Annotated in this window: 24 protein-coding genes and 1 pseudogene; 11 read left to right on the top strand and 14 right to left on the bottom strand. The window is 64.2% G+C overall.

The genetic code is table 11. The annotated features are described in order from the left end of the window. Nucleotides 1-153: 153 nt before the first annotated feature. Both glgP and N826_RS43715 read left to right on the top strand, forming a co-directional pair. Nucleotides 154-1,842: an alpha-glucan family phosphorylase gene (glgP, locus tag N826_RS33535; RefSeq protein WP_044436270.1), complete on the top strand. Its 1,689-nt coding sequence runs from the start codon at nt 154-156 to the stop codon at nt 1,840-1,842. Continuing rightward, a complete protein-coding gene (locus N826_RS43715; protein WP_157599392.1) occupies nt 1,839-1,997 on the top strand; it encodes a hypothetical protein in 159 nt (52 codons plus the stop codon). The genes glgP and N826_RS43715 overlap by 4 nt, the downstream gene beginning before the upstream one ends. Here the strand turns inward: N826_RS43715 and N826_RS33530 are convergent. Together N826_RS33530 and N826_RS45500 are read right to left on the bottom strand one after the other, a co-directional pair. After that, nucleotides 1,991-2,791: an ABC transporter permease gene (locus N826_RS33530; RefSeq protein ID WP_244619729.1), complete on the bottom strand. Its 801-nt coding sequence runs from the start codon at nt 2,789-2,791 to the stop codon at nt 1,991-1,993. The two genes, N826_RS43715 and N826_RS33530, sit on opposite strands and share 7 nt — an antisense overlap. Next, entirely contained in the window at nt 2,740-3,033 is a 294-nt protein-coding gene (locus N826_RS45500; RefSeq protein WP_244619730.1) for a hypothetical protein, read from the bottom strand. Before N826_RS45500 ends, N826_RS33530 begins: the two co-directional genes overlap by 52 nt. A 231-nt stretch (nt 3,034-3,264) precedes the next feature. Here N826_RS45500 and N826_RS40880 point away from each other — a divergent pair, with 231 nt between their 5' ends. After that, nucleotides 3,265-4,140 (top strand): universal stress protein, encoded by an 876-nt coding sequence (locus tag N826_RS40880; protein ID WP_084721404.1) that lies wholly within the window; start codon nt 3,265-3,267, stop codon nt 4,138-4,140. A 475-nt stretch (nt 4,141-4,615) separates the two neighbouring features. Here N826_RS40880 and N826_RS33520 read toward each other — a convergent pair whose 3' ends face one another. Further along, nucleotides 4,616-5,275: a hypothetical protein gene (locus N826_RS33520; protein WP_044436268.1), complete on the bottom strand. Its 660-nt coding sequence runs from the start codon at nt 5,273-5,275 to the stop codon at nt 4,616-4,618. Nucleotides 5,276-5,639: 364 nt separating this feature from the next. On the opposite strand from N826_RS33520, the gene N826_RS33515 reads away from it, so the two are divergent. After that, nucleotides 5,640-6,329, top strand: coding sequence for a phosphoribosyltransferase (locus tag N826_RS33515; RefSeq protein WP_044436266.1), 690 nt, complete (start codon nt 5,640-5,642; stop codon nt 6,327-6,329). 207 nt (nt 6,330-6,536) lie between these two features. Continuing rightward, nucleotides 6,537-7,640 (top strand): hypothetical protein, encoded by a 1,104-nt coding sequence (locus tag N826_RS33510; protein ID WP_052832525.1) that lies wholly within the window; start codon nt 6,537-6,539, stop codon nt 7,638-7,640. Here the strand turns inward: N826_RS33510 and N826_RS33505 are convergent. The 9 genes from N826_RS33505 to groL all read right to left on the bottom strand — a co-directional run bounded on the left by N826_RS33505 (nt 7,601) and on the right by groL (nt 16,505). Then, complete coding sequence (locus tag N826_RS33505; RefSeq protein WP_044436264.1) at nt 7,601-8,587, bottom strand: ribose-phosphate diphosphokinase; 987 nt, start codon at nt 8,585-8,587, stop codon at nt 7,601-7,603. The two genes, N826_RS33510 and N826_RS33505, sit on opposite strands and share 40 nt — an antisense overlap. A 33-nt stretch (nt 8,588-8,620) precedes the next feature. Then, complete coding sequence (locus N826_RS33500; RefSeq protein ID WP_169789463.1) at nt 8,621-9,517, bottom strand: universal stress protein; 897 nt, start codon at nt 9,515-9,517, stop codon at nt 8,621-8,623. A gap of 103 nt (nt 9,518-9,620) precedes the next feature. Continuing rightward, a complete protein-coding gene (locus N826_RS33495) occupies nt 9,621-11,003 on the bottom strand; it encodes a nicotinate phosphoribosyltransferase (protein ID WP_044436261.1) in 1,383 nt (460 codons plus the stop codon). A 50-nt stretch (nt 11,004-11,053) separates the two neighbouring features. Then, entirely contained in the window at nt 11,054-11,488 is a 435-nt protein-coding gene (locus N826_RS33490; protein ID WP_044436260.1) for a DUF2267 domain-containing protein, read from the bottom strand. Between the two features lie 164 nt (nt 11,489-11,652). Further along, nucleotides 11,653-12,222: an Hsp20/alpha crystallin family protein gene (locus N826_RS33485; RefSeq protein ID WP_052832523.1), complete on the bottom strand. Its 570-nt coding sequence runs from the start codon at nt 12,220-12,222 to the stop codon at nt 11,653-11,655. A 138-nt stretch (nt 12,223-12,360) separates the two neighbouring features. Continuing rightward, a complete protein-coding gene (locus N826_RS33480; protein WP_044436292.1) occupies nt 12,361-12,606 on the bottom strand; it encodes a DUF2934 domain-containing protein in 246 nt (81 codons plus the stop codon). 17 nt (nt 12,607-12,623) lie between these two features. Beyond that, on the bottom strand, nt 12,624-14,513 hold the full coding sequence (ftsH, locus tag N826_RS33475) for an ATP-dependent zinc metalloprotease FtsH (protein ID WP_280178499.1): 1,890 nt from the start codon (nt 14,511-14,513) through the stop codon (nt 12,624-12,626). Nucleotides 14,514-14,572: 59 nt separating this feature from the next. Further along, nucleotides 14,573-14,848, bottom strand: a complete 276-nt coding sequence (locus N826_RS33470; protein WP_044436258.1) for a hypothetical protein — start codon at nt 14,846-14,848, stop codon at nt 14,573-14,575. A 28-nt stretch (nt 14,849-14,876) separates the two neighbouring features. After that, complete coding sequence (groL, locus tag N826_RS33465; protein WP_044436256.1) at nt 14,877-16,505, bottom strand: chaperonin GroEL; 1,629 nt, start codon at nt 16,503-16,505, stop codon at nt 14,877-14,879. 198 nt (nt 16,506-16,703) lie between these two features. Here groL and acsA point away from each other — a divergent pair, with 198 nt between their 5' ends. From acsA to N826_RS33440, 5 genes are read left to right on the top strand one after another with little or no spacing between them, the layout of a single operon-like run. After that, nucleotides 16,704-18,467 carry an acetate--CoA ligase gene (gene acsA, locus N826_RS33460; RefSeq protein ID WP_044436254.1) on the top strand — a complete coding sequence of 588 codons (1,764 nt, stop codon included), beginning with the start codon at nt 16,704-16,706 and terminating at the stop codon, nt 18,465-18,467. Then, nucleotides 18,464-19,474: a pyruvate dehydrogenase (acetyl-transferring) E1 component subunit alpha gene (gene pdhA, locus N826_RS33455; RefSeq protein WP_044436253.1), complete on the top strand. Its 1,011-nt coding sequence runs from the start codon at nt 18,464-18,466 to the stop codon at nt 19,472-19,474. The genes acsA and pdhA overlap by 4 nt, the downstream gene beginning before the upstream one ends. After that, entirely contained in the window at nt 19,471-20,496 is a 1,026-nt protein-coding gene (locus N826_RS33450) for an alpha-ketoacid dehydrogenase subunit beta (RefSeq protein ID WP_044436251.1), read from the top strand. The genes pdhA and N826_RS33450 overlap by 4 nt, the downstream gene beginning before the upstream one ends. A 16-nt stretch (nt 20,497-20,512) precedes the next feature. Continuing rightward, nucleotides 20,513-21,691: a dihydrolipoamide acetyltransferase family protein gene (locus N826_RS33445; protein ID WP_044436249.1), complete on the top strand. Its 1,179-nt coding sequence runs from the start codon at nt 20,513-20,515 to the stop codon at nt 21,689-21,691. After that, nucleotides 21,688-21,948, top strand: coding sequence for an acyl carrier protein (locus N826_RS33440; RefSeq protein ID WP_044436247.1), 261 nt, complete (start codon nt 21,688-21,690; stop codon nt 21,946-21,948). Before N826_RS33445 ends, N826_RS33440 begins: the two co-directional genes overlap by 4 nt. 89 nt (nt 21,949-22,037) lie before the next feature. On the opposite strand, the gene N826_RS33435 is transcribed toward N826_RS33440, so the two are convergent. Both N826_RS33435 and N826_RS44515 read right to left on the bottom strand, forming a co-directional pair. Further along, a complete protein-coding gene (locus N826_RS33435; protein WP_063772358.1) occupies nt 22,038-23,297 on the bottom strand; it encodes an SAM-dependent methyltransferase in 1,260 nt (419 codons plus the stop codon). Nucleotides 23,298-23,370: 73 nt separating this feature from the next. Continuing rightward, entirely contained in the window at nt 23,371-23,670 is a 300-nt protein-coding gene (locus N826_RS44515) for a hypothetical protein (RefSeq protein ID WP_169789462.1), read from the bottom strand. Between the two features lie 115 nt (nt 23,671-23,785). Between N826_RS44515 and N826_RS33430 the strand changes: the two are divergent. Continuing rightward, nucleotides 23,786-24,233, top strand: a pseudogene (locus N826_RS33430) (DDE-type integrase/transposase/recombinase); the annotation flags it as partial.

Raw genomic sequence — 24,233 nt, 5'->3', positions numbered from 1 at the left:
CGTGGAGGAGGCGGAGGATAGGGAGAACGGGAACAAACGGCCTTAACCTCGATCAAGCAACGTCCCGCGCCCATGCTCCAGGTTGCCCATGATCCAGGTTTGTGGGCGGGTTCCCGAACCGGACGCGACGGGGAACAGCCGGGAGAGTCCTTCATGATCGATGCGTTCACGCAGCGGAGCCGGATCGCCTATTTCTCGATGGAGATCGCGCTACGCCCGGAAATCCACACCTATGCCGGCGGGCTCGGCATTCTCGCCGGCGACACCGTGCGGTCGTGCGCCGACCTTGAATTGCCGGTGGTCTTCGTGACCCTGGTCAGCCGCGACGGCTACCTCCGGCAAAGCATCGGCGAAGACGGCAGGCAGATCGAACAGCCCGACCCGTGGGAGCCGGAGCGCTGGGCGCGGCCGCTCGGCGCCAAGGTGGCGGTCGCCATCGAAGGCCGCGACGTCTGGGTGCGGCCGTGGCTGTACCGGCACAAGGGCGCGCTCGGCTATGAAGTCCCGGTGCTCCTGCTGGACACGATGCTCGACGAGAACGCTCCACAGGACCGCGACATCTGCCGCAGCCTCTACGGCGGCGACAGCGGGTATCGCCTGAACCAGGAGATCGTGCTCGGCATTGGCGGCTACCGTCTGCTGCGGGCACTCGGCTTCGAGATCGAGACCTACCACATGAACGAGGGGCATTCGGCCCTGCTGGCATTGGAAATGCTGCACGGCCACCGCCACCTGAACGGCAACACCGCCGAGCATGCCGGCTACGATCCGGAGGTCGCACGGCAGCACTGCGTATTTACTACCCATACTCCGGTCGAGGCCGGCCACGACCGCTTTCCGTACGATATGGTCGAAGGAAAGCTGAAAGGCGTCGTCGATATCGCTGCGCTCAGGGCAGTCGCCGGCGGGCAGGACCTCAACATGACCCGGCTGGCGCTGAACCTCAGCGGCTACGTCAACGGCGTCGCCAAGCGGCACGCGGAAATCTCGCGCCAGCTTTTTCCCGGCTACCGGGTCCATGCCATCACCAACGGCGTCCATGTCGAGACCTGGACCTGCGGAAGCTTCGCCCAGCTCTACCAGCGGCATTTCCCCAACTGGGGCCACGAGCCGGAAGTTCTGGTGCGGGCGGACGGGCTCGACGATGCCGCGGTGTGGGAGGCCCATCGGCGCGCCAAGCTCGCCTTGCTGAACCGGATCGCACAGGAGACCGGATCGTCATTGTCGCCGGACACGCTCATCCTTGGCTTCGCCCGGAGAATGACCGGATACAAGCGGCTGGACCTGCTTTTCAGCGATCTGGACCGGTTGCGGGCCTTGGCGAAAACTCACCCGTTTCAGATCGTCATCGCCGGCAAGGCGCACCCCCATGACGAGGACGGAAAACGTGTCATCCAGGCGCTGCACCGCCGCAAAGCCGAACTGGCGGCGGATATCCCGGTCGCATTCCTTGCCAACTACGGCATGGACCTGGCACGCCTGCTCACCTCCGGGTCCGATGTCTGGCTCAATACGCCGCTGCCGCCGCTGGAGGCGTCGGGGACCAGTGGCATGAAGGCGGCATTGAACGGCGTCCTGAACCTGGGCGTGCTCGACGGCTGGTGGATGGAGGCCTGCATCGACGGCACCACCGGCTGGGCCATCGGCGATGCCGATCTCGGGACCGCCGATGACGATGCGGAAGACCTCTACCGAAGGCTGGAAGGCGATGTCCTGCCGCTCTACTACGGAGACCGCGCACGCTGGATCTGGATGATGAAGCAGTCGATCAGCAAGATCGCCAGCTACTTCAACAGCCAGAGGATGATGCGGCGCTACGCGTCGGAGGCATATTTGAGATGAAGCCCACGGGCGTTTCAGCGCCGTTCGGCTCGTCTCTCCTTCAGAATGGTGGCGGTCAGGGTGCGCCTCGATCCGTCGCGCTCAACGGTCAGGGCAACCGGCTGGCCGACGCGCTTTCGGCAGAGACGGAACCGCCGGAACGTCGGCGCTACTGATTGCTTTTCGCCAGCATCGTCCTGAAGCGGGCCAGCGCCGCCGCCAGGAAGAGGCTGCCAAGACCGGCCAGCACGGCAAGCTCCGGCCAGACGATCTCCAGACCGGCGCCCCTGAACAGCACCGCCTGCGCGAGCTTCACGAAATGCACCGTGGGGGATGCCTGGAGGATGAATTGCAATGCCGCCGGCATCCCCTCGATCGGCGAGGTAGCACCCGACAACATGTTCAGGATCAGGAAGACCGGGATCGCCAACAGCGCGAACTGCGGCATCGACCGCACGATGGTCGCGAGCAGGATGCCGAGCGATGTGGTGGCGAACAGGTATGCGGCCGCTCCGGCCAGGAACAGCGGCATCGATCCTTCGAGCGGCACCCCCAGCGCTCCCTGGACGACGAAGCGGAGTGAGAGATCGGCCGCTATCAGGATGACCAGCCCGTTGGCCCATATCTTGGCGAAGGCGATTTCGCTTGCCCGCACCGGCATCACCAGCAGGTGCTCGATCGTGCCATGCTCCCGCTCGCGGATGACGGCGGCCCCGACCAGCAGGATCGACAGGATCGTTATGCTCTCCATCACCGACATGACGGAATGGAACGAGGATCCCACCAGGTTCGGGTTGAAAAAGGCCCGGATCACCGGCCTGATCGGGACGGTTTCGGCGTCGCCGCGTTCCTGTAGAAAGTCCATGGTCTCGCGCTGAACGATGGCTTCGATGTAGCCCGCACCCACTCCGGCCTGGGTCATGGCGGTCGCGTCGATGTTGAGCTGAAGCTGCGACTGGCGTCCGCGCAGGAGATCGGCCTCGAACCTGGGCGGGAATCGAGCACGAAGGTCCGCTCTCCCCGGTCCATGGCTGGGTCCAGCTCGGACCGGTCGATCATCGCCGGGAGCCGGAAGTAGGGTTGCAGGAACGCTTCGCGCAGGCGGGACGACAAGGCGGAGTGGTCGCCGTCGACGACAGCGACGCTGGCATTCTCGATCTCGGTCTTCACGCCGGTCGCCACGCTGTAGACCGAAAACGAGAATGCCGGCATCTAGACAGCCGCCAGTCCATCGAGCCTTGTTCCAGGTCAATCCCGGCCAGCTAAAGAGTATCGCCTTCCCGAGGTACTTAGACCGGAGTGGCAGGCCTCGGCACCTTGATCGGTCCAAAGGCAAAGCTGCGATGGTTGATCCAGGTTAATGCCTGACCACCCCCAGCCTGCTCTACAGCAGGGGGACAGTTCCGCATACGAACAATAAGGCCAGTCAACTGGGGAAACGCCATGTCGATAAAGGCCATTCTGGTCCCGATCGAAGGTATCGAACACGATATCCATGCCCTGCGCGGCGCCCTTCGACTTGCGCAGAGCAACAACGCCCATGTAACCGCGCTGCTCGCCCAACCGACCGAGGAGGATTTCGCGGTGACTTGGGCGAGATATAGCATGATATCGCCTCCCGTCGGCCTCTTGGCCGAGATCGGTCAGGACGCCAGATCGCGGGAGCATGCGGCGGCGCAACTGCTGGAGCGGGCGGCGCGCGAGTTCGGAGCACCGGTCGTACCGGCGGATCAGGTAGAGGCTCCACCTTTCTCGGCGTCGCTTCTGGTGGAACGCGGATACCTGACCAGGGCCGTCGCGGCGATATCGCCCTTCCACGACGTCGTGGTCCTCGGCAACGACCCGGATGGCGTGGATATCCTGCCGCTGGACGGAAGTCTGCTCGAAGCGACCCTGCTGATGGGCCGCCGCCCCGCCCTGCTGGTTCCCAAGCTGGCGCACGACATGGTCCCGTCGCAAGTCGTCATAGCCTGGAGCGGCAGCATCGAGGGCGCGCAGGCGGTCAAATCAGCGCTCCCGTTCCTGTCGCAAGCTGACAATGTCTACGTGCTGCGGATCGGGGAAGCCGATTGTCCAGAGTCGCACGACCGGATGCTGATGAATTACCTGCGCCTCCACGGCATTCCCGCCGAGCTTCGCATCGTCGAGCACAGCCAGCATTCGACCGGCACCAGCCTGCTTTCGGCGGCGACCGACCTGCAAACCGATCTGCTGGTGATGGGAGGCTACACTCATGGCCCGCTCCGTCAGAGCATGCTGGGTGGCGTCACCCGCCACGTCCTGAAGCATGCGCCGGTACCGGTGCTGATGGCGCATTAGGATGGATGAAGCCATCCCTTCATGCGCCGCCGGCCACCGGAACCCCAGCCAAGGTTCTTCCGGGGCGATCACCACCGCCGAGCGGAGAGAACGTCATCGTCAGCAGCGTCCCGACGGACGCGTTCGATGCCCCCCAGTCCTGCGCCGCCCCGGATTAGCATCTTGCAGGCCCATCCTCCTTGATTCGGAACGAGGACGTAAGGCAGGCTCGGACCTGAAATGTCCTATTTGTCGTCACTCAGGCGAAGAAATCACCGGCTATCGGATGACGTGGTATTCAAGCGGCACTAGGTGTTGCCAGCACGCTGATTTCAACGCCGTCGTGGGAATTGATGTACTGGATAACTTCGGGCAATGGGCTTCTGCCCTGAAGCCGTAAGGCTGATTGCCGTGGATGTCCACCGCTCCTTGACCGAGTTGGCGATCAGGGAAGAACATGGACCGTGAAGCTGAGTATTGACGAAAGCGGTAATGATCATCCTGGCGCCTTGGTTGGCTTCCCGGACGCCGGCCAGCCTGACGAGCGCATTCCCAGAGCCACAAGGCCAAGTGCACCGGAGAAGACCAGCAGGAAACCGCCGGGTTCGGTGACCCTGGTTGGATCCGTGGTTTGATCAAGCTCCCAGAATCCTGTCGTCTGACAGCGTGGCTGACACGCACCGTCGGAACCGTACTCCGCTCTCCAAAAGTTGCCGTTGCCGAAGACGACGAAATGGGCAGAAGCTGGCTCGGAGTTGGCACTGAACCCGCCGGATGGCTGACCCAGGCTGTCGAAGGTCATGTCCAGTTGAAGCCGGCTCGACACCCGGTTCTCACCGAGGGTGAGGTAAACGGCACCGCCGATGCCCATATCGCTGAAGAAGACGCTGAAATCGACGACATCGGGCGTCAGGTCCGCTTCGCCTTCGGCGTTTTCCTCCGGATAGATGAACCTCGAGTCCCCCGGCGAGCCTGAAGGGGACTGTGCAAACCCGAGAAAATCGACCACGGCTCTGCGGGCAAACCAGGCCTCTTCCGAAAACCCGATACGACCTGACATCTCGACACCGCGTTCCACGCTCACGGTGCGCCAGTTATAAACCACCGTTGCCTTCGCCGGCGTTGTCATCAGCGAGGCGAAGACGATCGGGATCATCACCACACTCCTGCGACAAGCCTGTATGCGGAAAGTATATGCTTTCTGTAACTCGAGCAAATTAGCTTCCTCATATAGATATTGCGTAACGAAGGCATTGACGGGAATCGTCGTTACAGGACTTACCCGATATAGAGACGAATGCCTGCGGGCGCAGCAATAATGTTCCTATGCGCTTATTCATGACCGATCCTAGCTGATCGACCTTGATCTGGATTAAGGCATCGTTCGTGGGCGCCAATAATCTTAACAAAGGGCATCAAAGGAAGAGCAGCAGCACTGGATCACATGTCCGCGCCGCTTCGAGCAGATCCGTCTGCATCAAGAGGCACTGATCGAGTCCTGTATTCGCAACGGAGACCGCATGATTTATGGCCGGTTCACAAACCGCAGCGACGCCGGCCGGCGTCTGGCGGCCAAGCTGATGCACCTGACCGAGCAGGATCCGGTCGTCCTCGCCCTGCCCCGCGGCGGCGTCGCCGTGGGGTTCGAAGTGGCGCGGGCGCTGAAGGCTCCGCTCGATCTCGTCCTCGTGCGCAAGATCGGCGCCCCCTTCCAACCGGAGCTGGCAATCGGCGCGCTTGCTAACGGAGGCCACGTCGAGACCGTCTTGAACCGCGGGCTTGCCGAACTCGTGAGCGACGAGTGGCTCAGGGAGGCAAAGGAGCAGCAGCTTGGGGAAATGGAACGTCGTCGTGTCGTCTATCTCAAGGGCCGTCCCCGCGCACCGATCGCGGGACGCACAGCCATCCTGGTAGACGACGGCATCGCCACCGGGGCGACGATGCGCGCCGCCCTGCGCTCGGTGCGCCGGGCCTTTCCGAGGCGGCTGGTACTGGCGGTGCCGGTCGCACCTCCCGCTGCGGTGTCGGACCTGACCGCCGAGGTCGACGAGGTAGTCTGCCTGCACACCCCATCGAGCTTCGGAGCAATCGGAAACTTCTACGAGGATTTCCGCCAACTTGACGACGCCGACGTGATCCGCCTGCTCGACGCGGCGGAAAGGGACTTTGCCCCACATAGGCGCGGGTCGTACCAGAAATCCGCGCAGTAGCAGCCGGAAAGCGGCAAAGGGCGCACGCCACGATCGGCGTAGTCACGGGCGGGGCCAGGCTGTCCGCCTTCGTATAATGATCGGGCGTATGATGATCGGGCGTATGATGATCGGGCTGCGCTCTCGTATCCGATCCGGTGCCTGCGGACTGGCGCAGCTATCTAGGCCTAAGGCGCCGTGGGCGAGGCCTTCCAGGGAGGAATGGCAATGTCCAGCGACCAGACACCGAAGCCACCGGCCAGTCTGGTGCCTGGATCGGAGCAAGGCCGCATGACGCTTGCCGCGAAGGTGGCATTTCTTGGACGCCCCGGCGCCTACCCGGAAAGTTCCCGGAAGGTGGAGGTCATCGAGACGCACCTGTCATGGGTGTTCCTGACCGACCGGCACGTCTACAAGCTCAAGAAGCCGGCGCTGCTGCCCCACCTCGATTTCTCGACGCTGGAGGCCAGACGAAAGAATTCACTGGCGGAAGTCCGCCTGAACCGCCGGCTCGCTCCCGACGTCTATCTGGGCGTTGTGGAACTGATGTCGCTGCCGGACGGAGCGCTGTGCCTTGGCTGCCCGCGTGGCGGAACGCGAAAGGTGGTCGACTGGCTGGTATGGATGAAACGCCTGCCGATGAACCGCCGGCTCGACGAGACGATCCGGAGCGGTACCGTGACACGCACCGATATTGCTGGCTTGAGTACGGTCCTTTGCCGCTTCTACCGGCAGGCTCCGTCGGTTCCGATGTCCCCATCCGACTACAAGGACCTCTTCGTGCGGAATTTGGGTATCAACCGGGACATCATCGTACCGCGCGTCCCCCGCGCCTTGGCGGACCAGGCGCGCCGGGCGGCGGAGGGACAGGTTGCCTTCCTGGCAAATCATGGAAGATTGCTGCAAGAACGGGCGGCCCAGGGGCGGATCGTCGAGGGGCATGGCGATCTCCGACCCGAACACGTCTTTCTGGATGGGGAACCGAGGATCATCGATTGCCTCGAATTCGATCGCGATCTGCGCCTGCTCGATCCCGTAGACGAACTGGCGTATCTGGGACTTGAATGCGAGCGGCTTGGAGCCTCTTGGATAGGAGAGAAGCTTTTGGAAAGCTACGGTGCGGAAAGCGGCGACGTGCCGGACCCTCGCCTTCATGCCTTCTACGGCGGCTTTCGCGCCAGCCTGCGGGCACGGCTCGCGGCCCTCAGGCTGGATGACGCGCCAGCGGAGCGGCGCGCGGAGTGGCTGAGCCGTGTCGAAGCCTACCTCATGCTTGCCCTGGCGCGTGGCGCTCAATCGGCCAGAAGTTCACTGATGGAGCCGCCGCCATGAATTCGGGCGATGGCTTCCCCCAGCAAAGGAGCGGTACTCAGCACGGTCAGGCGGTCGGATACCAGGTCCTGCGGGAGACGGAACGGCGGCAGCGTATCGGTCACGACGATCCTGTCGAACAACGGTGACGCCACGAACTCCGCGGCGGCACCGACGAATACGCCATGCGTCGCCACGGCGAAGACCTGACGGCACCCAGCCGCACGGCAAGCGGCCGCCGCCCGTATCATGGTGGTGCCCGTGCTGATCAGGTCGTCCAGGATGACGACCGTCCGGTCCTTGACGTCGCCGACCAGATGGTCCCCACTGACGACGCCGCCGCTGCGCATCTTCTCCATGAAGGCCAATCCGATGTCTCCTCCATGAGCATGGGCCAGGGATTCCCGCATCCGCTCAACCCGCTTCACCCCGCCGACATCGGGCGAGACGACCGACAGGGCGTCATGGCCGCTCAGCATTGCCAAGTGCTCCACGAACAGCTTGCGTGCTTCCAGATGCTCCGTCGGGCACCGGAAAGCGTTCTCGAAAGCGGCGTCGTTGTGGACATCGACAGTAACGACGCGGTCGGTTCCGACCGCCTCCAGCAGGCTTGCCAGGTAGCGGATCGTCACTGGATCGCGCGGCTTTGTGCGCCGGTCTTTCCGCGCGTATGCCAGGTAGGGAGTGACGGCGGTGACCCTTCCGGCCGAAGCGTCCTTGAGTGCCCCTATCAGGAACAGCAGCCGGCACAGCTTGTCGTGGACGCTGCGCCCGGCGTCACCCCGGAGCGATTGAACGACATAGACATCCTTGTTCCGCACCCCCACCAAGGGGCGGAGCTTGAACTCGCCGTCCTCGAATCCGCGCTCCTCATGGGGGCTGACCGGTATTTCAAGATAATCTGCGATCCGTCTTCCGTGCCCCCACTCGGGATCCGGATCGAACAGCGCGATGTCGTCGAGCGCCATGGTGGGCCTCCTTCCGCCAGTGAATCAGCACCGTCAATGGGCCAGCAGCACCGCGCAGCCGGTCGGGATCGTGAGCATGTGCCGCGTCGCTCCGCCCAGGACGATCTCACGGAAACGGCTATGGCCGTAGCCGCCCATCACCAGCAGACCGGCGTTCAAATCCGTGGCTGTCTCGGCCAGCGTCTCGCCGACCGTGCGTCCCTGTCGGCTGACCAGCCGGGTTTCGGCAAGGACGCCGTGCCACGCCAGATGCGCGGCCAGGCGGTCGGGGCGCGGATGCAGGCGTCCCGAGACGGCGGCGGCCACGGCGCCCACCGCTTCATCCTCCACGACCAGGATGTTAACCTCGACCGCGCGGACGATGAAGTCCCGTGCGCTGGCCACCGCCCGTACTGCAGGCGGACTGCCGTCCCACGCGATCACGACCCGATCCGGATGAGCCATGTCGTTCCCGGTCAGGAGTACCGGACGGCCAGCTTCGAACAGGGGGCCTTCGATCATGTTCAGGTCCACCGGCGTGCCTGTCGGCCGGGTCAACAGCGTCAGATCGGCGAAACGGGCCTCGGCCGCCAGTACCCGCACGGGGACGCCAGCAATCTCCCGCCAGCTCGCCGTCACGCGTTCCTGTCCCTCGTCCGGTCCTCCGGGTACATTCGCCATGGGGATGGCGGCGGCGGTCACGGCCTGATCGAACATCCGCCGGGCCACCGCCGACGCCTCCCTCGCATTCAGTTCCGCTTCGCGAATGATGGCGTCGAGCATGTCCGGCGGAATGCTTTCGCCGTAGAGGGGCAGATCCTGCGCCGGGTCGCGCCGGACATGCAGGACATCGACATGTGCCAAGAAGGGGCGCGCAAGGTTGAAGGCCGTCGTCAGCAGGTCCGCGTCGGAGGCGAGGCCGCTGGTGCCAACGAGAATATGCCTGATCATCGAGCTCTCCATGTCGCTGTCGCCGCCGTCTCAACGACGACACGGGAGAGGCAGCGTATGCCGGAGCGTCGGCGGCGGCCTTAAACCAGGTTAACTCAATCCATCACGGGTCGAGCCCGGTCTCCATCCTGTCGATCAGTCTGTCCGCCTCCTCGGCAAGCCGGTCCAGCGACGGGTCGATGTCCACTTCGAACGGATCACACGGCATCAGGTGATGTTGTGGTTCCGGCAGGGAGGCAAGCTCCTCCCCGGCATAGGTCCTGATCGCGTCCAATTCCGGGAGTTGGCAAATCCGTCGGCCGGCGCGCATCACCGGAACCAGCAGCCGCCGGCCCTGCTCGTCGCTTCCGGCGGTGGAAAGGCAGTCGGCCTTGATCAGGTTGTCGACATCGTAACGCCGGAAGATCTGCTTGCGTCCCGGCCAGGTCGCCTTGCCGGCCGATCGCTTGCGCCGGGGCAGCCCGGCGTATTCGACCAGCTTGTAGGCACAGTCAAGCGCCGGCGCGTCACTGGAGGTCGTCAGGCTGGTGCCGATGCCGAAGCTGTCTATGGGCGCACCGCCGTCGACCAGATCGGCAACCGCCGCTTCATCCAGGCCGCCGCTGGCGACGATGCGGGTGTCGGTCAGTCCACCCTCGTCGAGGATGTACCGCACTCGGCGGGACAAGGCGTCGAGGTCGCCGCTGTCGAGGCGCACGCCGTCGAGCCGGATGCCCTCGCCCGCCATGCATCGCGCCAGGACGACCGCCTTGCGCGCGGCGGCTTCGGTGTCGTAGGTATCCAGGAGCAGCACGAGGTTGTGCGGGCGGGAATGCGCGAAGTTGCGAAATGCCTCCATCTCGTCGCCATGCGCCTGGATGAAGGAATGGGCCATCGTGCCGACGACCGGAATGCCGAAGCGCATCCCCGCCAGCGCCGTCGCGGTTCCGGAGAAGCCGGCGACGCGGCTCGCCCGTGCCGCCAGCATGCCGGCCTCCGCCCCATGGGCGCGCCGCAGGCCGAAGTCGATGAGGGGACGATGGCGCGCGGCGAGCACCAGACGCGCCGCCTTGGAGGCGACGACGGTCTGGAGGTGAAGCAGATTGATCAGGCGGCTCTCGACCAACTGCGCTTCGGGCAAGCGCGCTGTGACCCGCAGGATCGGCTCATGAGCGAAGAAAACCGTCCCCTCGGGAACTGCGTCGACGTCGCCTGTGAAGCGGAACTCCTCTAACGCTTTCAGGGCCGTATTCGAGAGCCCGTCACATTCCCCGAGCCAGTCGAGACCTTCCTTATCGAAATGGGCGCCTTCCAGGAACTCGACCGCCTGCTCAAGCCCGGCGGCAACAAGGAAGTTTCGGCCTGGAGGAAGCTTGCGCACGAACAGCTCGAAGCTGGCGGTGTCCGTCAGGCCCTGCTCGACATAGGCCTGAAACATCGCCAACTGATAGAAGTCCGTCAGCAGCAGGTTGTCGCTGTCCCTCGAAATGCCCGATTCTCGCCGCATCCTCCGTAATCTCCCTCCCGCCGCTCCATTGCCGCGCCGTCGAGGTGCGATCAAGATGGAATGCCCCAGAGGTCACGGATTTCACGGGGGAGTGAGCGCGCTACTTTCCGAACCTCGCCGGCGTCGATCCGGCTCGCCAGCAGGTCGAACACGGCGCCCATCAGGCGGTCCGCCTTGACCTCCGGGTGGCCGCGCATCTCCGTCCGGATTGCCTGATAGAAGGCATCGAGATGCCGGTTCGGTGTCGGGGTGCGGGACGGTTTCCAACCTTCGTAGTAGAAGCCCCGGACCAGCATGGGAAGCTGAGCCGCGAGATGGACAGCCATTTCCGGCTCTAACTCGTCGCGTAGTGCATGCAGAACCGCCCGGAGACCGCAATAAGCCAACTGCCGATCGTCTGTGTAGAGCATTTCCATCAGATCCTTCAGCCAGCTGTTGGTGACTTGAAGGGTTTCGTCGAAAACCTTGAGACCACTGGCGCTCATGGGAACCTCCTTGCCCCGATGGGACGGAGAATAAACTTGCCTGATCGCGTCGCTGCCGGATGGCGGAAAATACCCGCCGGGCGGAAAGTCTGCCGGAAAGGAGGAGTGCCGGCGCTTGCCGGCACTCCCAGTCGGTTATCCGCGGACCGGCACCCGCGCCAGTGTCAGCCGGCGGCGATCTCGATCCGACGCCCGGAAGGTTGGCTCGGTTCCGTCTTGGGGAGCGTGACGGTGAGAACGCCGTTCCTCATGTTGGCGGAGATGGTCTCGCGATTGACATTGGCGGGCAGGCGGAACGACCGCGCGCACATGCCGTAGCGTCGTTCGGAGAAATAGCGGTCGGCGCCCTTTTCTTCCTTTTCGTCCTTCTTCTCCGCCTTGATCGTGAGCACGTCGTCCCGAAGGCTGATGTCCACTGCCTTCTCGTCCATGCCGGGCATTTCCAGCCGGACCTGGTACTCGCCCTCGCGCTCATCCACCTCCGCGGGTGGGGCGAAGGCCGCGATGCCCTCGTCGGAGCGGAAAAGCGGTTCCACGTCCAGCATCGACCGCCGGCCCCAGGGGAGGCGGAACATCGAGAACGGCGACATCGACGAGGCTTCGTCGAACAACCGGTCGATCTCAGTGCGCAGGGTCAGCAGTGGATGCCGGCCGCGCTCCGTCGCTTGGGTCCCGGTCGCGCCGGCAGGCGTCGTTTCCTGCTTCGATCTTTCCGTAAAGTCTGTGTCAGCCATGGCTTTCTCCTGTTATGTCTTGTTCATGGAGAGTTGCTGTACGGCTATCCTTGTCGGCGCTTTCAGGCGCCGCCGCGTTAACCTGGATCAACGGCGCTCCTGCGGCACGGCCCGCGCAGCCATATCGGTCCGTGTCGGTCAGTCCGTGTAGGCGTGGTTCAGGGTCGGAATGGCCGGATGAGGGCTCCTTGGGGCATGTTGTTCCTGTTCAGCCGGGCTCTGGCCACCGGAACTCCCGGCGGCGGCAGGAGTCTGTCCGGTTTCCTGTTCGATTTCACGCCGGGCCAGAAGCCAATGCTCGATGTGCCGCCCCTCCGGACGCCCCTCGCGCTCCCAGATGGCATAGGCTCGCAGCCGGATCGTGTTCTCCGCATCCTCAGACATGATGACCTCCACTTCATTCAGGGCAGGGCTCGCCGGCCGCCGCCTCGCTCATCCCCCGCGACCGGCGTCAGTTCGGCCTTGACCGGCTCGGCCTGCGGCTTGGGCAGTTCATCGGCGGTCAGCGCTTCCTTCTCGAGCAGGGCCTTGGCTCCCTGTTCGAGCTTGTCGCGATTTTGGCGCAGGATGGCGAAGGCACGGTGTGCGGCGGCATCGATAAGTCCCCGCACCGCATTGTCGATACTGTCGGCGGAAGCTTCGCTGTAGCGGCGATGCTGCCAGAACGCGCCTTCGGGCTGGCCCAGGAACCTACCCGGCTCAGTGTCGTAGGAGACAGAGCCGAGCGTTTCGTCCATGCCGTAGCGCATGACCATGCCGCGAGCGATGTCGGTAACCTTGGCCAAGTCATCGGCGGCACCGGTCGACAGCTCTCCAAAAATGAGCTGTTCGGCGGCACGGCCCGCCATCAGTACGGCCATCTTGTTTTCAAGCTCATGACGTCCCATCAGGAAGCGATCTTCCGTCGGGCGCTGGATGGTATAGCCGAGGGCACCGATCCCGCGCGGGATGATCGACACCTTCTGGACGGGATCGCATCCCGGTATTGCCAGGGCGACCAGTGCATGGCCCATCTCGTGATGGGCGACGATGGACCGTTCGTGCGGCGTGAGAATGCGAGTCTTCTTTTCCAGCCCGGCGACAATCCGCTCGATGGCCGCCTCGAAGTCTTCCATGGCGATAGACTTTGCGTGACGCCGGGTCGCGACCATCGCCGCCTCGTTGACCAGGTTCGCAAGGTCGGCACCCGTAAAGCCCGGCGTGAGCGCCGCCAGACGGTCAAGATCGACGCCGGGGTCAAGCAGGACCTTCCGGGCGTGAAGGCCAAGGATCTCCGTGCGTCCGGCCTTTTCCGGGCGATCGACCAGGACCTGGCGGTCGAAGCGGCCGGCGCGCAGCAACGCCGGGTCCAGGATTTCAGGCCGGTTCGTCGCGGCCAGCAGCACGAGACCGACACTCGGGTCGAAGCCGTCGAGTTCCGCCAGGAGCTGGTTCAGCGTCTGCTCCTTCTCGTCATGGCCGCCCATCATCGGATAAGCACCGCGGGCGCGTCCGAGGGCATCGAGCTCATCGATGAAGATGATGGCGGGAGCCCGGCTGCGGGCCTGGGCAAAGAGGTCGCGCACGCGAGCGGCGCCGACCCCGACGAACATTTCGACGAATTCCGGTCCGTTGGTCGAGAAGAAGGGCACGCGCGCCTCGCCCGCGACCGCCCGTGCCAGCAGGGTCTTGCCGGTTCCAGGGGGGCCTACGAGAAGCACGCCTTTCGGAACATGTGCTCCCAGCCTTGTGAACTCCTGCGGGTTCTTCAGGAATTCCACGATCTCCTGAAGCTCGATCTTGGCTTCGTCGACACCGGCGACATCGTTGAAGCCAGTCTTGATTTCAGTTTCGGCGAAGATCCGGGCTTTGCTGCGGCCGATGGACAACAGGCCGCCGCCGGCCCGGCCGGCTAGACCGCCGGTACCGATCATCCACATGATGGACAGGAGAACTATCCAACTGATCCAAGTGAGAACCTGGGCAATCCCGCCGGACCCGACCTCGCCGCTGAACGGCACATGACGGGCTTCCAGGTCGGCCGCCACGTCCCCATCGACACGGATCGTCCGAAATTGGCGGGCACCGCTGGGCAGCGGCTCGACCAGATCGCCGTGGAGGTCGTGTTCCCCCACCACCACCTGCTGAATGCGCCCCTGACGCAGAAGTTCCTGGAACTCGCTGTACGGGATGGTTGCGACCTGTTGCGCCCCTCTCGACCAAAGCATGACGAAAGCGACGCTCATCAGAAAAAGCGCCAGCCACAAAAGGAACAGCGCCCTTCCCGTCATCATCCCCTTGCCGTTCATCATGCCTCCTGCCGGGGACCGCTTCCCCAAGCCCGTCCGGTGGACTAAGGCTGTACTGTGATTCAGCCACCCGCCTCCGGCCATTCGAGTTCACGAGCAGAGCGTCCGAGATAGGTCCGGGCGATGGCGTCGGCCGTGGTGGCGAGCAGGGCTTCCCGCTCCCCATGCCTGTCCCGGCAGCCTGTCCTGTACATGACCCTTACGAGTTCCCGGACCCACTCGCGGGTCTGCTCGCCATTGCCGAACAGCGTGTGGAACAGACGGACCGAAGCCATGGCATCGGCGACCAGCTGGTGCTCCCCACGCTCCCGTTGCAGTTCCTCGTCGGTCAGGTTCATCACGACCTCCAATGAAGATTACGGCGTCTTAGTAATCGATGTCCCCCATGCCGGCGGCGGACGCCGGGGCTTTGTTCTCCGGCACTTCGGCGACCATGGCCTCGGTCGTGATCAGCAGCCCGGCAACGGAAGCCGCATCCTGAAGCGCTATGCGCACCACCTTGGTCGGATCGATGATCCCGGCCTTGACGAGGTTTCCGTATTCGTTCGTCTGGGCGTCGTAGCCGTAGTCGGTGTCGTCCTGACCCATCAGCCTGCCGATGATCATGGAGCTTTCGACGCCGGCATTGTCCATGATCTGCCGGGCTGGAGTTTCCAGGGCGCGGCGGACGATATCGATGCCGACGCGCTGCTCCCCGTTGGCGGAGTTCAGTCCCTTGAGCGTCCGCGTCGCATAGAGCAGGGCGACGCCCCCGCCGGCGACGATGCCTTCCTCGACTGCGGCGCGTGTGGCATGCATCGCATCCTCCACGCGGTCCTTGCGCTCTTTGACTTCTGCTTCCGTGGCCCCGCCGACGCGGATCACGGCGACGCCCCCCGCAAGCTTCGCCAGACGCTCCTGAAGCATTTCGCGGTCGTAGTCGGACGTGGTTTCCTCGGCCATGCGCCGGATCTGGCCGCAGCGGGCCTCGATCGCCTCGCGCGAGCCGGCGCCGTCGATGATGATCGTCGCTTCCTTTTCGACGCGCACCCGCTTGGCTTGGCCGAGAGCGTCGATGGTGACGGCCTCCAGCTTGAGACCGAGTTCCTCGGAGATCAACTGACCGCCCGTCAGGATCGCCATGTCCTCCAGCATCGCCTTGCGGCGGTCTCCGAAGCCTGGCGCCTTGACGGCGCAGACCTTCAGCCCGCCGCGCAGCCGGTTGACGACGAGGGTTGCCAATGCCTCGCCCTCGACATCCTCGGCGACGATCAGCAACGGACGCGCCGATTGCACCACGGCTTCGAGCACCGGCAGGAGGGACTGAAGGCTGGCGAGCTTCTTCTCGTGCAACAGGATATACGCGTCCTCCAACTCGGCGACCATCCTGTCGGCGTCGGTGATGAAGTATGGGGAAAGATAGCCGCGGTCGAACTGCATGCCCTCGACGACGTCGAGTTCGATCGCCATGCCCTTGGCCTCTTCGACCGTGATGACGCCCTCGTTGCCGACCCGTTCCATCGCGCGCGCCAGCATGTCGCCGATCGCGTGCTCGCCATTGGCGGAAATGGTGCCGATCTGGGCGATCTCGCCCGAGGTCGAGATTTTCCTGGATCTTGCCTTGATGTCGGCGATGGCTGCTTCGACGGCGATGTCGATGCCGCGCTTGAGGTCCATCGGGTTCATCCCCGCGGCGACGGCCTTGACGCCCTCGCGGACGATGGCCTGAGCCAGCACGGTCGCGGTGGTGGTGCCGTCGCCGGCTTCGGTGCTGGTTTTGCTCGCCACCTCGCGAACCATCTGGGCGCCCATGTTCTCGAAGTGATCGGGCAGCTGGATTTCCTTGGCGACCGTCACGCCGTCCTTGGAGATGCGCGGAGCGCCGAACGGCTTCTCGATGAGCACGTTGCGGCCCTTCGGCCCGAGCGTCACCTTCACCGCATCGGCGAGGATGTCGACCCCATGCAGCATCCGCTCCCGCGCCTCCGATGAAAATCTGATGTCCTTGGCGGGCATGGTCCGTTCCTCCTGATGAGCCTCTTGTCGGGCCCTGTCGTTGTCGGCCGCGCATTGGCCGGTTTAGCAGGGGCCAAGTGTAGCGGGTGACGGCGGAGCGGCGCGTTGATGCAGGTTAAGGCCGGGGCGCGGCATCCGTTTTACGGTTCGTGGGTATTGACGATCAGGTGCCGCCCTCCGCCGAGAGGAGAAGTGCCCATGCCGTTGGAAACGATCCACAAGACGACCGGCAAGCAGTCTGTCGCGCCCAACCTGTGGGACTACGAGGAGGTCCGGGCCGGCTTCACCTGGGATGCGGCAAGAGGCGAACTCGACGGTTTGCCTGGCGGCGGCCTCAACATCGCTCATGAAGCGGTGGACCGGCATCTGATCCAGGGCGGAGGCGAGCGGCTCGCAGTGCGCTGGCTTGGCAAGGACGGCACGGTCCGCGACTTCCGCTACCGCGATCTGGCGGAGCTGACAAACCGTTTCGCCAATGTGCTGAGGGGCCTCGGCGTCGAAAAGGGCGGCCGCGTCTTCAGCCTGCTGGGGCGGATTCCGGAACTGTATATCGTGGCGCTCGGCACCCTGAAGATCGGCGGCGTGTTCTCGCCATTGTTTTCGGCCTTCGGGCCTGAGCCGGTGCGGGCCCGCATGGAAATCGGCGATGCGCGGGTGCTGGTCACGACGGAGACATTCTACCGGCGGAAGGTCGCCTCCTGGCGCAGCGAACTGCCCGGTCTGCGGCATGTCCTGCTGGTCAACGACCCTGAAATGCCCTTGATCGAGGGCACATCGGATTTTACCGACGCCATGGCGGCCGCCAGCCCCGAGTTCGACATCGTGCCGACCGGGGCCGAAGACATGGCGCTGCTGCACTTCACCAGCGGCACCACAGGCCGTCCCAAGGGCGCCGTCCACGTCCATGAGGCCGTGGTGGCGCATCACATCACCGGCAAATACGCGCTCGACCTGCATGCGGGAGACGTTTTCTGGTGTACGGCCGATCCGGGCTGGGTGACCGGCACCTCCTACGGCATCGTGGCGCCGCTGACCAACGGCGTCACGATGATCGTGGACGAGGCCGATTTCGATGCCGAACGCTGGTACCGCATCCTTCAGGATCAAGGAGTCACCGTCTGGTACACGGCGCCGACGGCCATCCGGATGCTGATGAAGGTCGGCGCCGAAATTGCCCATAAATACGACCTGTCAGCAGTCCGCTTCATGGCGAGCGTCGGCGAACCCCTCAACCCGGAAGCGGTGATCTGGAGCCAGCAGACGTTCGGGCGCACCTTCCACGACAACTGGTGGCAGACCGAAACCGGCGGCATCATGATCGCGAACTACGCGAGCATGGATATCCGGCCAGGCTCCATGGGCCGGCCGCTTCCGGGCGTCGAGGCCGCGGTCGTCGAACGGGTTGCCGGTGGCGGCGTAAAGCCGCTCGACAGGCCGATGGCGACCGGCGAATTGGCACTCAAGTCCGGCTGGCCGTCCATGTTCAGGGGCTATCTGCACGAGGACGAGCGCTATGCCAAGTGCTTCGCCGGCGGCTGGTATCTGACCGGCGACCTCGCGATGCGCGATGCCGACGGCTATTTCTGGTTCGTCGGCCGGACCGACGACGTGATCAAGTCGTCAGGCCACCTGATCGGGCCGTTCGAGGTCGAAAGCGCGTTGATGGAGCATCCGGCGGTGGCGGAGGCCGGCGTCATCGGAAAGCCGGACCCGATGGCCGGCGAGATCGTCAAGGCGTTCGTGGCATTGAAACCCGGCCATGAGCCGGGAGAGGCCCTGCGGAAGGAACTGCTGGGCCACGCCCGCAGGCGCTTAGGTCCGGCGGTGGCCCCCAAGGAGATCGATTTCCGCACCAACCTGCCCAGGACGCGCAGCGGCAAGATCATGCGCCGCCTGCTCAAGGCTCGCGAACTGGGTCTGCCGGAGGGTGACCTGTCCACCCTCGAAAGCGATGAGTCATGACCACAGCCGCTCCCGATACCCACGCCCAGAAGCCGCATCTGACACGCGAGCATCTGCTTCATCTGCTCCGCCAGATGATCCGCGTACGCCGGTTCGAGGAAAGATGCGTCGAACTCTATCAGCAGGAAAAGATCCGCGGTTTCCTTCACGTCTATATCGGGGAAGAGGCGGTCGCGGTGGGTGTCCTGGAGACGCTCGAGGCTGCCGATACCGTCGTCGCCACCTACCGCGAGCACGGCCACGCCATCATCCGTGGCGTACCGATGGACGCCGTGATGGCCGAGATGTACGGCAAGGCCGAAGGGTGCTGTCTGGGCCGGGGCGGCTCGATGCATCTGTTCGACGCCGGAACCCGGTTTTATGGCGGCAACGCCATCGTCGCCGGCGGCCTGCCGCTGGCCGTGGGGCTGGCGCTTGCCGACAGGATGGCCGGCCGGCATCAGGTCACCGCCTGCTTCTTCGGTGACGGAGCCGTGGCGGAAGGCGAGTTCCACGAGAGCTTGAACCTTGCCGAACTCTGGCGCCTGCCGGTTCTGTTCATCTGCGAGAACAATCTCTACGCCATGGGCACAAGCCTGGAGCGGTCGCAATCCCAGACGGACATCCATCTCAAGGCGCAGAGCTACAACCTCCCGGCCGAGGTGGTGGACGGCATGGATGTCGTTGCCGTCGAAGCGGCGGCCCGGCGGGCGGGCGCCTTTATCCGCAGTGGTCAAGGCCCCTATTTCCTGGAATGCAGGACTTACCGGTTCCGCGCTCACTCCATGTTCGACCCGCAGCTTTACCGCGAAAAGGCGGAGGTGGAGACATGGAGAAAGCACGACCCGATCGACCGCCTGACCAGCTGGCTGCGGGAGACAGGCACGCTGCACGATGTCGACCTGCTGGCGATCGAGAGCGACGCGACGATGGAGGTCGACAAGTCCGTCGCCTTCGCCGAGGCCGGACATTGGGAACCGCTGGAGCAGCTTACCCGCCACGTCTATACGGAAAGGGCGCTGCCATGACGGTCCAGACCGCAGCCGCACCGAAGTCCGGCGTCGTCGGCAACGTCGTCCAGACCACCTATCGCGAGGCCCTTCACGACGCGATCCGCGAAGCGCTTCTCAAGGATCAGCGCGTCTTCCTGATGGGCGAGGATGTCGGGCGGTATGGCGGCTGCTATGCGGTAAGCCGAGGCTTGCTGGACGAGTTCGGACCCGACCGGATACGCGATACCCCGCTGTCCGAATCCGCTTTCGTCGGGGCCGGCATCGGTGCGGCACTCGGCGGCATGCGGCCGATCGTCGAGATCATGACGGTGAACTTCAGCCTGCTGGCGCTCGATCAGATCGTCAACAACGCCGCCACCATCCGGCACATGTCGGGCGGTCAGTTCAATGTGCCGGTAGTCATCCGGATCGCCAGCGGCGCCGGCCGTCAGCTCGCCGCCCAGCATTCCCATAGTCTGGAAAACTGGTATGCCCATGTGCCCGGCTTGAAGGTCGTGGCACCGGCGACGGTCGAAGACGCCCGCTACATGCTGTGGACGGCCCTGGAAGACCCTGATCCGGTGATCATCTTCGAGCATGTCATGCTCTACAATGTCACCGGCATCCTGAGTGCGGACGGCGGGCCGGTCGATATCGGCAAAGCCGTGATCCGGCGTCCCGGGCGGGACGTGACGCTGATCGCCTATGGCGGCACCCTGGGCAAGACGCTGGACGCCGCGGAGACGCTGGAGGCCGATGGAATCGCGGCGGAGGTCATCGACCTGCGGTCGCTGCGGCCGCTCGATACCGGGACCATACTCCGTTCCGTCTCCCGTACCCGGCGCGCCGTGATCGTGGACGAAGGCTGGCGAACCGGCAGTCTGGCCGCGGAAATCAGCGCCATCATCATGGAGGACGCGTTCTGGGACCTGGACGCACCGGTCAGCCGCGTCTGCACCGCCGAGGTGCCGATCCCCTATCCGCGCCACCTGGAACAGGCGGCCTTGCCCCAGCCTGCGGCCATCGTCGCGGCGGCCAGGGCCACGCTCGGCCGCTGATCGGAGGCATTTGCCTATGGGAACGTTCAGCATGCCCTCGCTGGGGGCCGATATGGAAGCCGGTACCTTGGTGGAATGGCTGAAGCATCCCGGTGACCGCGTGGAACGCGGGGATATCGTCGCCGTCGTGGAAACGCAGAAGGGAGCCATCGAGGTCGAAGTCTTCGAGGCGGGCGTGATCGACCGCCTGCTGGTCGAGCCGGGGACGACGGTTCCCGTCGGAACGCCGATGGCGCTCGTGCGCGGCCCGGGAGAGGAGGCGATCGAGGCGCCGGCTCCGGAACTCGTGTCCGCCGAAGCGGCAGCCGCCCCTGCCCCATCGGTCCACCCTGCCCCGCCGCCGTCCGCTCCGGCCGCAGAGGCGCCCGGACGACCCCGCGCTTCCCCGGCGGCTCGCCGTTTCGCCCGCGAGCGCGGCCTAGATCTTGTCGGGATGACCGGCACCGGGCCGGGCGGCGCCGTTGTCAGCGCCGACATCGAGCGGTCGGCAGCCAGTCCGGCGCCGGCGCCGCACCCCACGCGCGGTCTGGACCTGGCCGAGATGCGTCGCGCCATCGCGGCCGCGATGGCCCGGTCGAAGCGGGAGATCCCCCACTACTATCTCAGCACCACCATCGACCTGACGCGCGCTCACGCATATCTGGAAAGGATCAACGCCGAACGGCAGCCGGCGGATCGCCTGCTGCTGCCGGTGCTGCAACTCAAGGCCGTTGCCTTGGCTCTCCGACGGATGCCCGAGTTCAACGGCTTCCACACGGCCGATGGTTTTCAGCCCGGCACCGGCATTCATGTCGGAACGGCCATAGCGATCCGTGGCGGCGGGCTCGCCACTCCGGCGATCCATGATACGGACCGGCTGAGCCTGGACGCATTGATGGCACATCTGCGCGATCTGGTCGCCCGGACGCGCGTCGGCAGGCTGCGCAGCTCCGAGCTGTCGGATGCCACGATCACGGTGACCAGCCTTGGCGACCGGGGCGTCGAGTCCGTTTTCGGCGTGATCTACCCGCCTCAGGTCGCGATCGTCGGCTTCGGCAAACCGGTCGAGCGCCCATGGGTGGCGGAGGGCCGGGTCGTCATCCGCCTTCTGACCACGACAACGCTCGCTGCCGATCACCGGGTCAGCGACGGCCACAAAGGCGGTCTGTTTCTGGCCGAGATCGACCGCCATCTACAGGAGCCCGAAAAATTATGAAGCCCGATGAAATCCGCCGCGTGGTCCTGGAGGAATTGAGCAACATCGCACCGGAGACGGACCCGGCCGGGATCGACCCAGGCGCCGACCTGCGCGAAGCGCTTGACATCGATTCCATGGATTTCCTGAACTTCATCACCGCCCTGCACAAGAGGCTGGGGGCAGCAATCCCGGAGACGGACTATCCGAAACTCTTCACGATCGACGATGCCGTCGACTATCTCGCCTCGAAAAGAGGACTTGGAAGGCCAGGATGATCGATCCGGGGTCATGGCGGCCATCGACAATGTAGCAAGCCAAAGCAGGTTTCGGCGCGAATGACGGGTCAGCGCCGACACATGGGCTTTCATGGAGCCTGCTGGACCAGACGGGGATAGGAGGCTCTGCCCGTCGAGCCCGTCCCCAGCGGTGACAGCGCCATGTAGTCGCGGGTAAGCGGCACGGCGTCCCGATGCTTGACGAACTGGATCTGGAACACCACCGTATCCTGGTGGATGAAGCTCAACTCAGTGCCGGCGAGATAGATCTCCCACATCCTGCAAAACCGTTCGTCGTACAACTCGCGGATACGATCCCGGTTGGCCTGGAACCGCTCGCGCCAGTGGCGCAAGGTTTCGGCATAGTGCAGCCGCAGCACCTCGATATCGGTTACCAGCAGCCCGGCCCGCTCCACGACAGGCAACACCTCCGACAGGCAAGACACGTCGCTGCCAGGGAAAATGTATTTGAGGATAAACGGGTTGATCGGACCCGGTTCGTTGGACCGGCCGATCGTATGAAGCACGCAGACGCCGTCTTCCGCCAGCAGGTCGCGTATCTTGTCGAAGAACTCCGGATAATTCCCCTTGCGGACATGCTCGAACATGCCGACCGAGACAATCCGGTCGAACGATCCCTGGATTTCGCGGTAGTCGCGAAAATCGAAGCGGACTTGTCGGTCCAGCCCGGCGGCCCGCGCCCTGTCCCGGCTGACGCGATGCTGCTCCACGCTGAGCGTCACGCCGGTCACGTCGCATCCCGCGTGACTGGCGAGATGGAGCCCAAGGCCGCCCCAGCCGGAGCCGATGTCCAGCACCTTGAGCCCTGGCCGGTCAATATACAGCTTGGCTGTCAGCAGGCGCTTTTTCTCAAGCTGCGCCTGCTCCAGGCTGATACCGGGGTCGCGGAAATAGGCGCAGGAATACTGCATGTCCTCGTCCAGGAAGAGGCGGTACAACTCTTCCGACAGGTCGTAGTGATGAGCCACGTTCCTACGTGCCCGATGTATCGGATTGTGCCGCTTGATCCTGCGTGCCAGACGCAGGAGCGCCCCGGTGCCAAGCTTCAGCCAATGCTCATCCAGGCCGACCTTGGCACTGTTACGAGCCATCAAATCAAGGAAGTCGTAAAGGGTGCCGTCCTCAATGACGATCAGGCCGTTCATATATGCCTCTGCCAGCCGGATCGACGGATTCAAGGCGATCGACCAGTCCAGATGGCGTCTCTTGAGCCGCAACGTGCAGACGGGAGCCTGACCGTCGCCGATCAGGAAAGTCCGATCAGAGGCATCGATCAGCCGGACGGTGCCTTGGCGGATGGCGGTCTGGAGCAGGCTACGAAGAAGCATCGTACCTCACCTAAATGCTGAGCGTTCATTATCGCTGCTTTAAGGAGTTGATGCGTTAACCTAAATCAACATTTTACATCACGGCGATGTGAGAAACGTTCGCCAGCGATTCTCCCGAGTATCCGCCAGGATCATCGACTTGGTTGTATCGGCCTTCGGCCGCTGCTCGATTTTGATGAGATGGACGGCCTCCCGCGTCTGGCGCGTCAGTGCCACGTGCCGGATAGGTTCCTCTCATCATGAAGATTGTGAGATGTCTGCGGCGTTCATCGGTTTCGATTGGGCGAAGGTGGCTTTGGCCGCCGTCAAGGGCGAGAAGACGCTGGCCGAGCTGGCTCAGCAGTTCGATATTGATCTCAACCAGATCACCCAACGGAAGGCGCAGCTTCTCGACGGGGCAGCCGGGGTATTTGGATCGGACAGTCGCGGCGACAGTCCGGGGTCGGCAGTGGATCTGACGGTGCTGCATGCCAAGATCGGAGAGGAGGATCCAGGCCGTTTACCGCAAGCCCAACACCTCGAAACCGGCGCCAGGGCACAGGATCTATCCGTATCTGCTGCGCAATCTGCCGGTCACGCATCCCACCCAGGTCTGGGCCATGGGGCAACGCGAAGCGGTAAATCACCTACATTCCCATGGCACGCGGCTTCGTCTACCTTGCTGCCATCATCGACTGGTTCAGCCGGCGGGTTCTGTCCTGGCGGTTGTCGATCACGATGGAAGCCGGGTTCTGCGTCGAGGCGTTCGAAGAGGCCCTGACCCGCCACGGCAAGCCGGAGATCTTCAACACCGATCAGGGCAGCCAGTTCACCAGCACGGTGTTCACCAGCCTGCTCACCGATAACGCCATCGCCATCAGCATGGACGGCCGCGGCGCATGGCGGGACAATGTGTTCGTGGAGCGGCTCTGGCGCTCCGTTAAATATGAAGAAGTG

Source organism: Skermanella aerolata KACC 11604 (assembly GCF_000936425.1).
GTDB lineage: Bacteria > Pseudomonadota > Alphaproteobacteria > Azospirillales > Azospirillaceae > Skermanella > Skermanella aerolata.
This window is presented reverse-complemented; position numbering and strand designations above follow the sequence as displayed.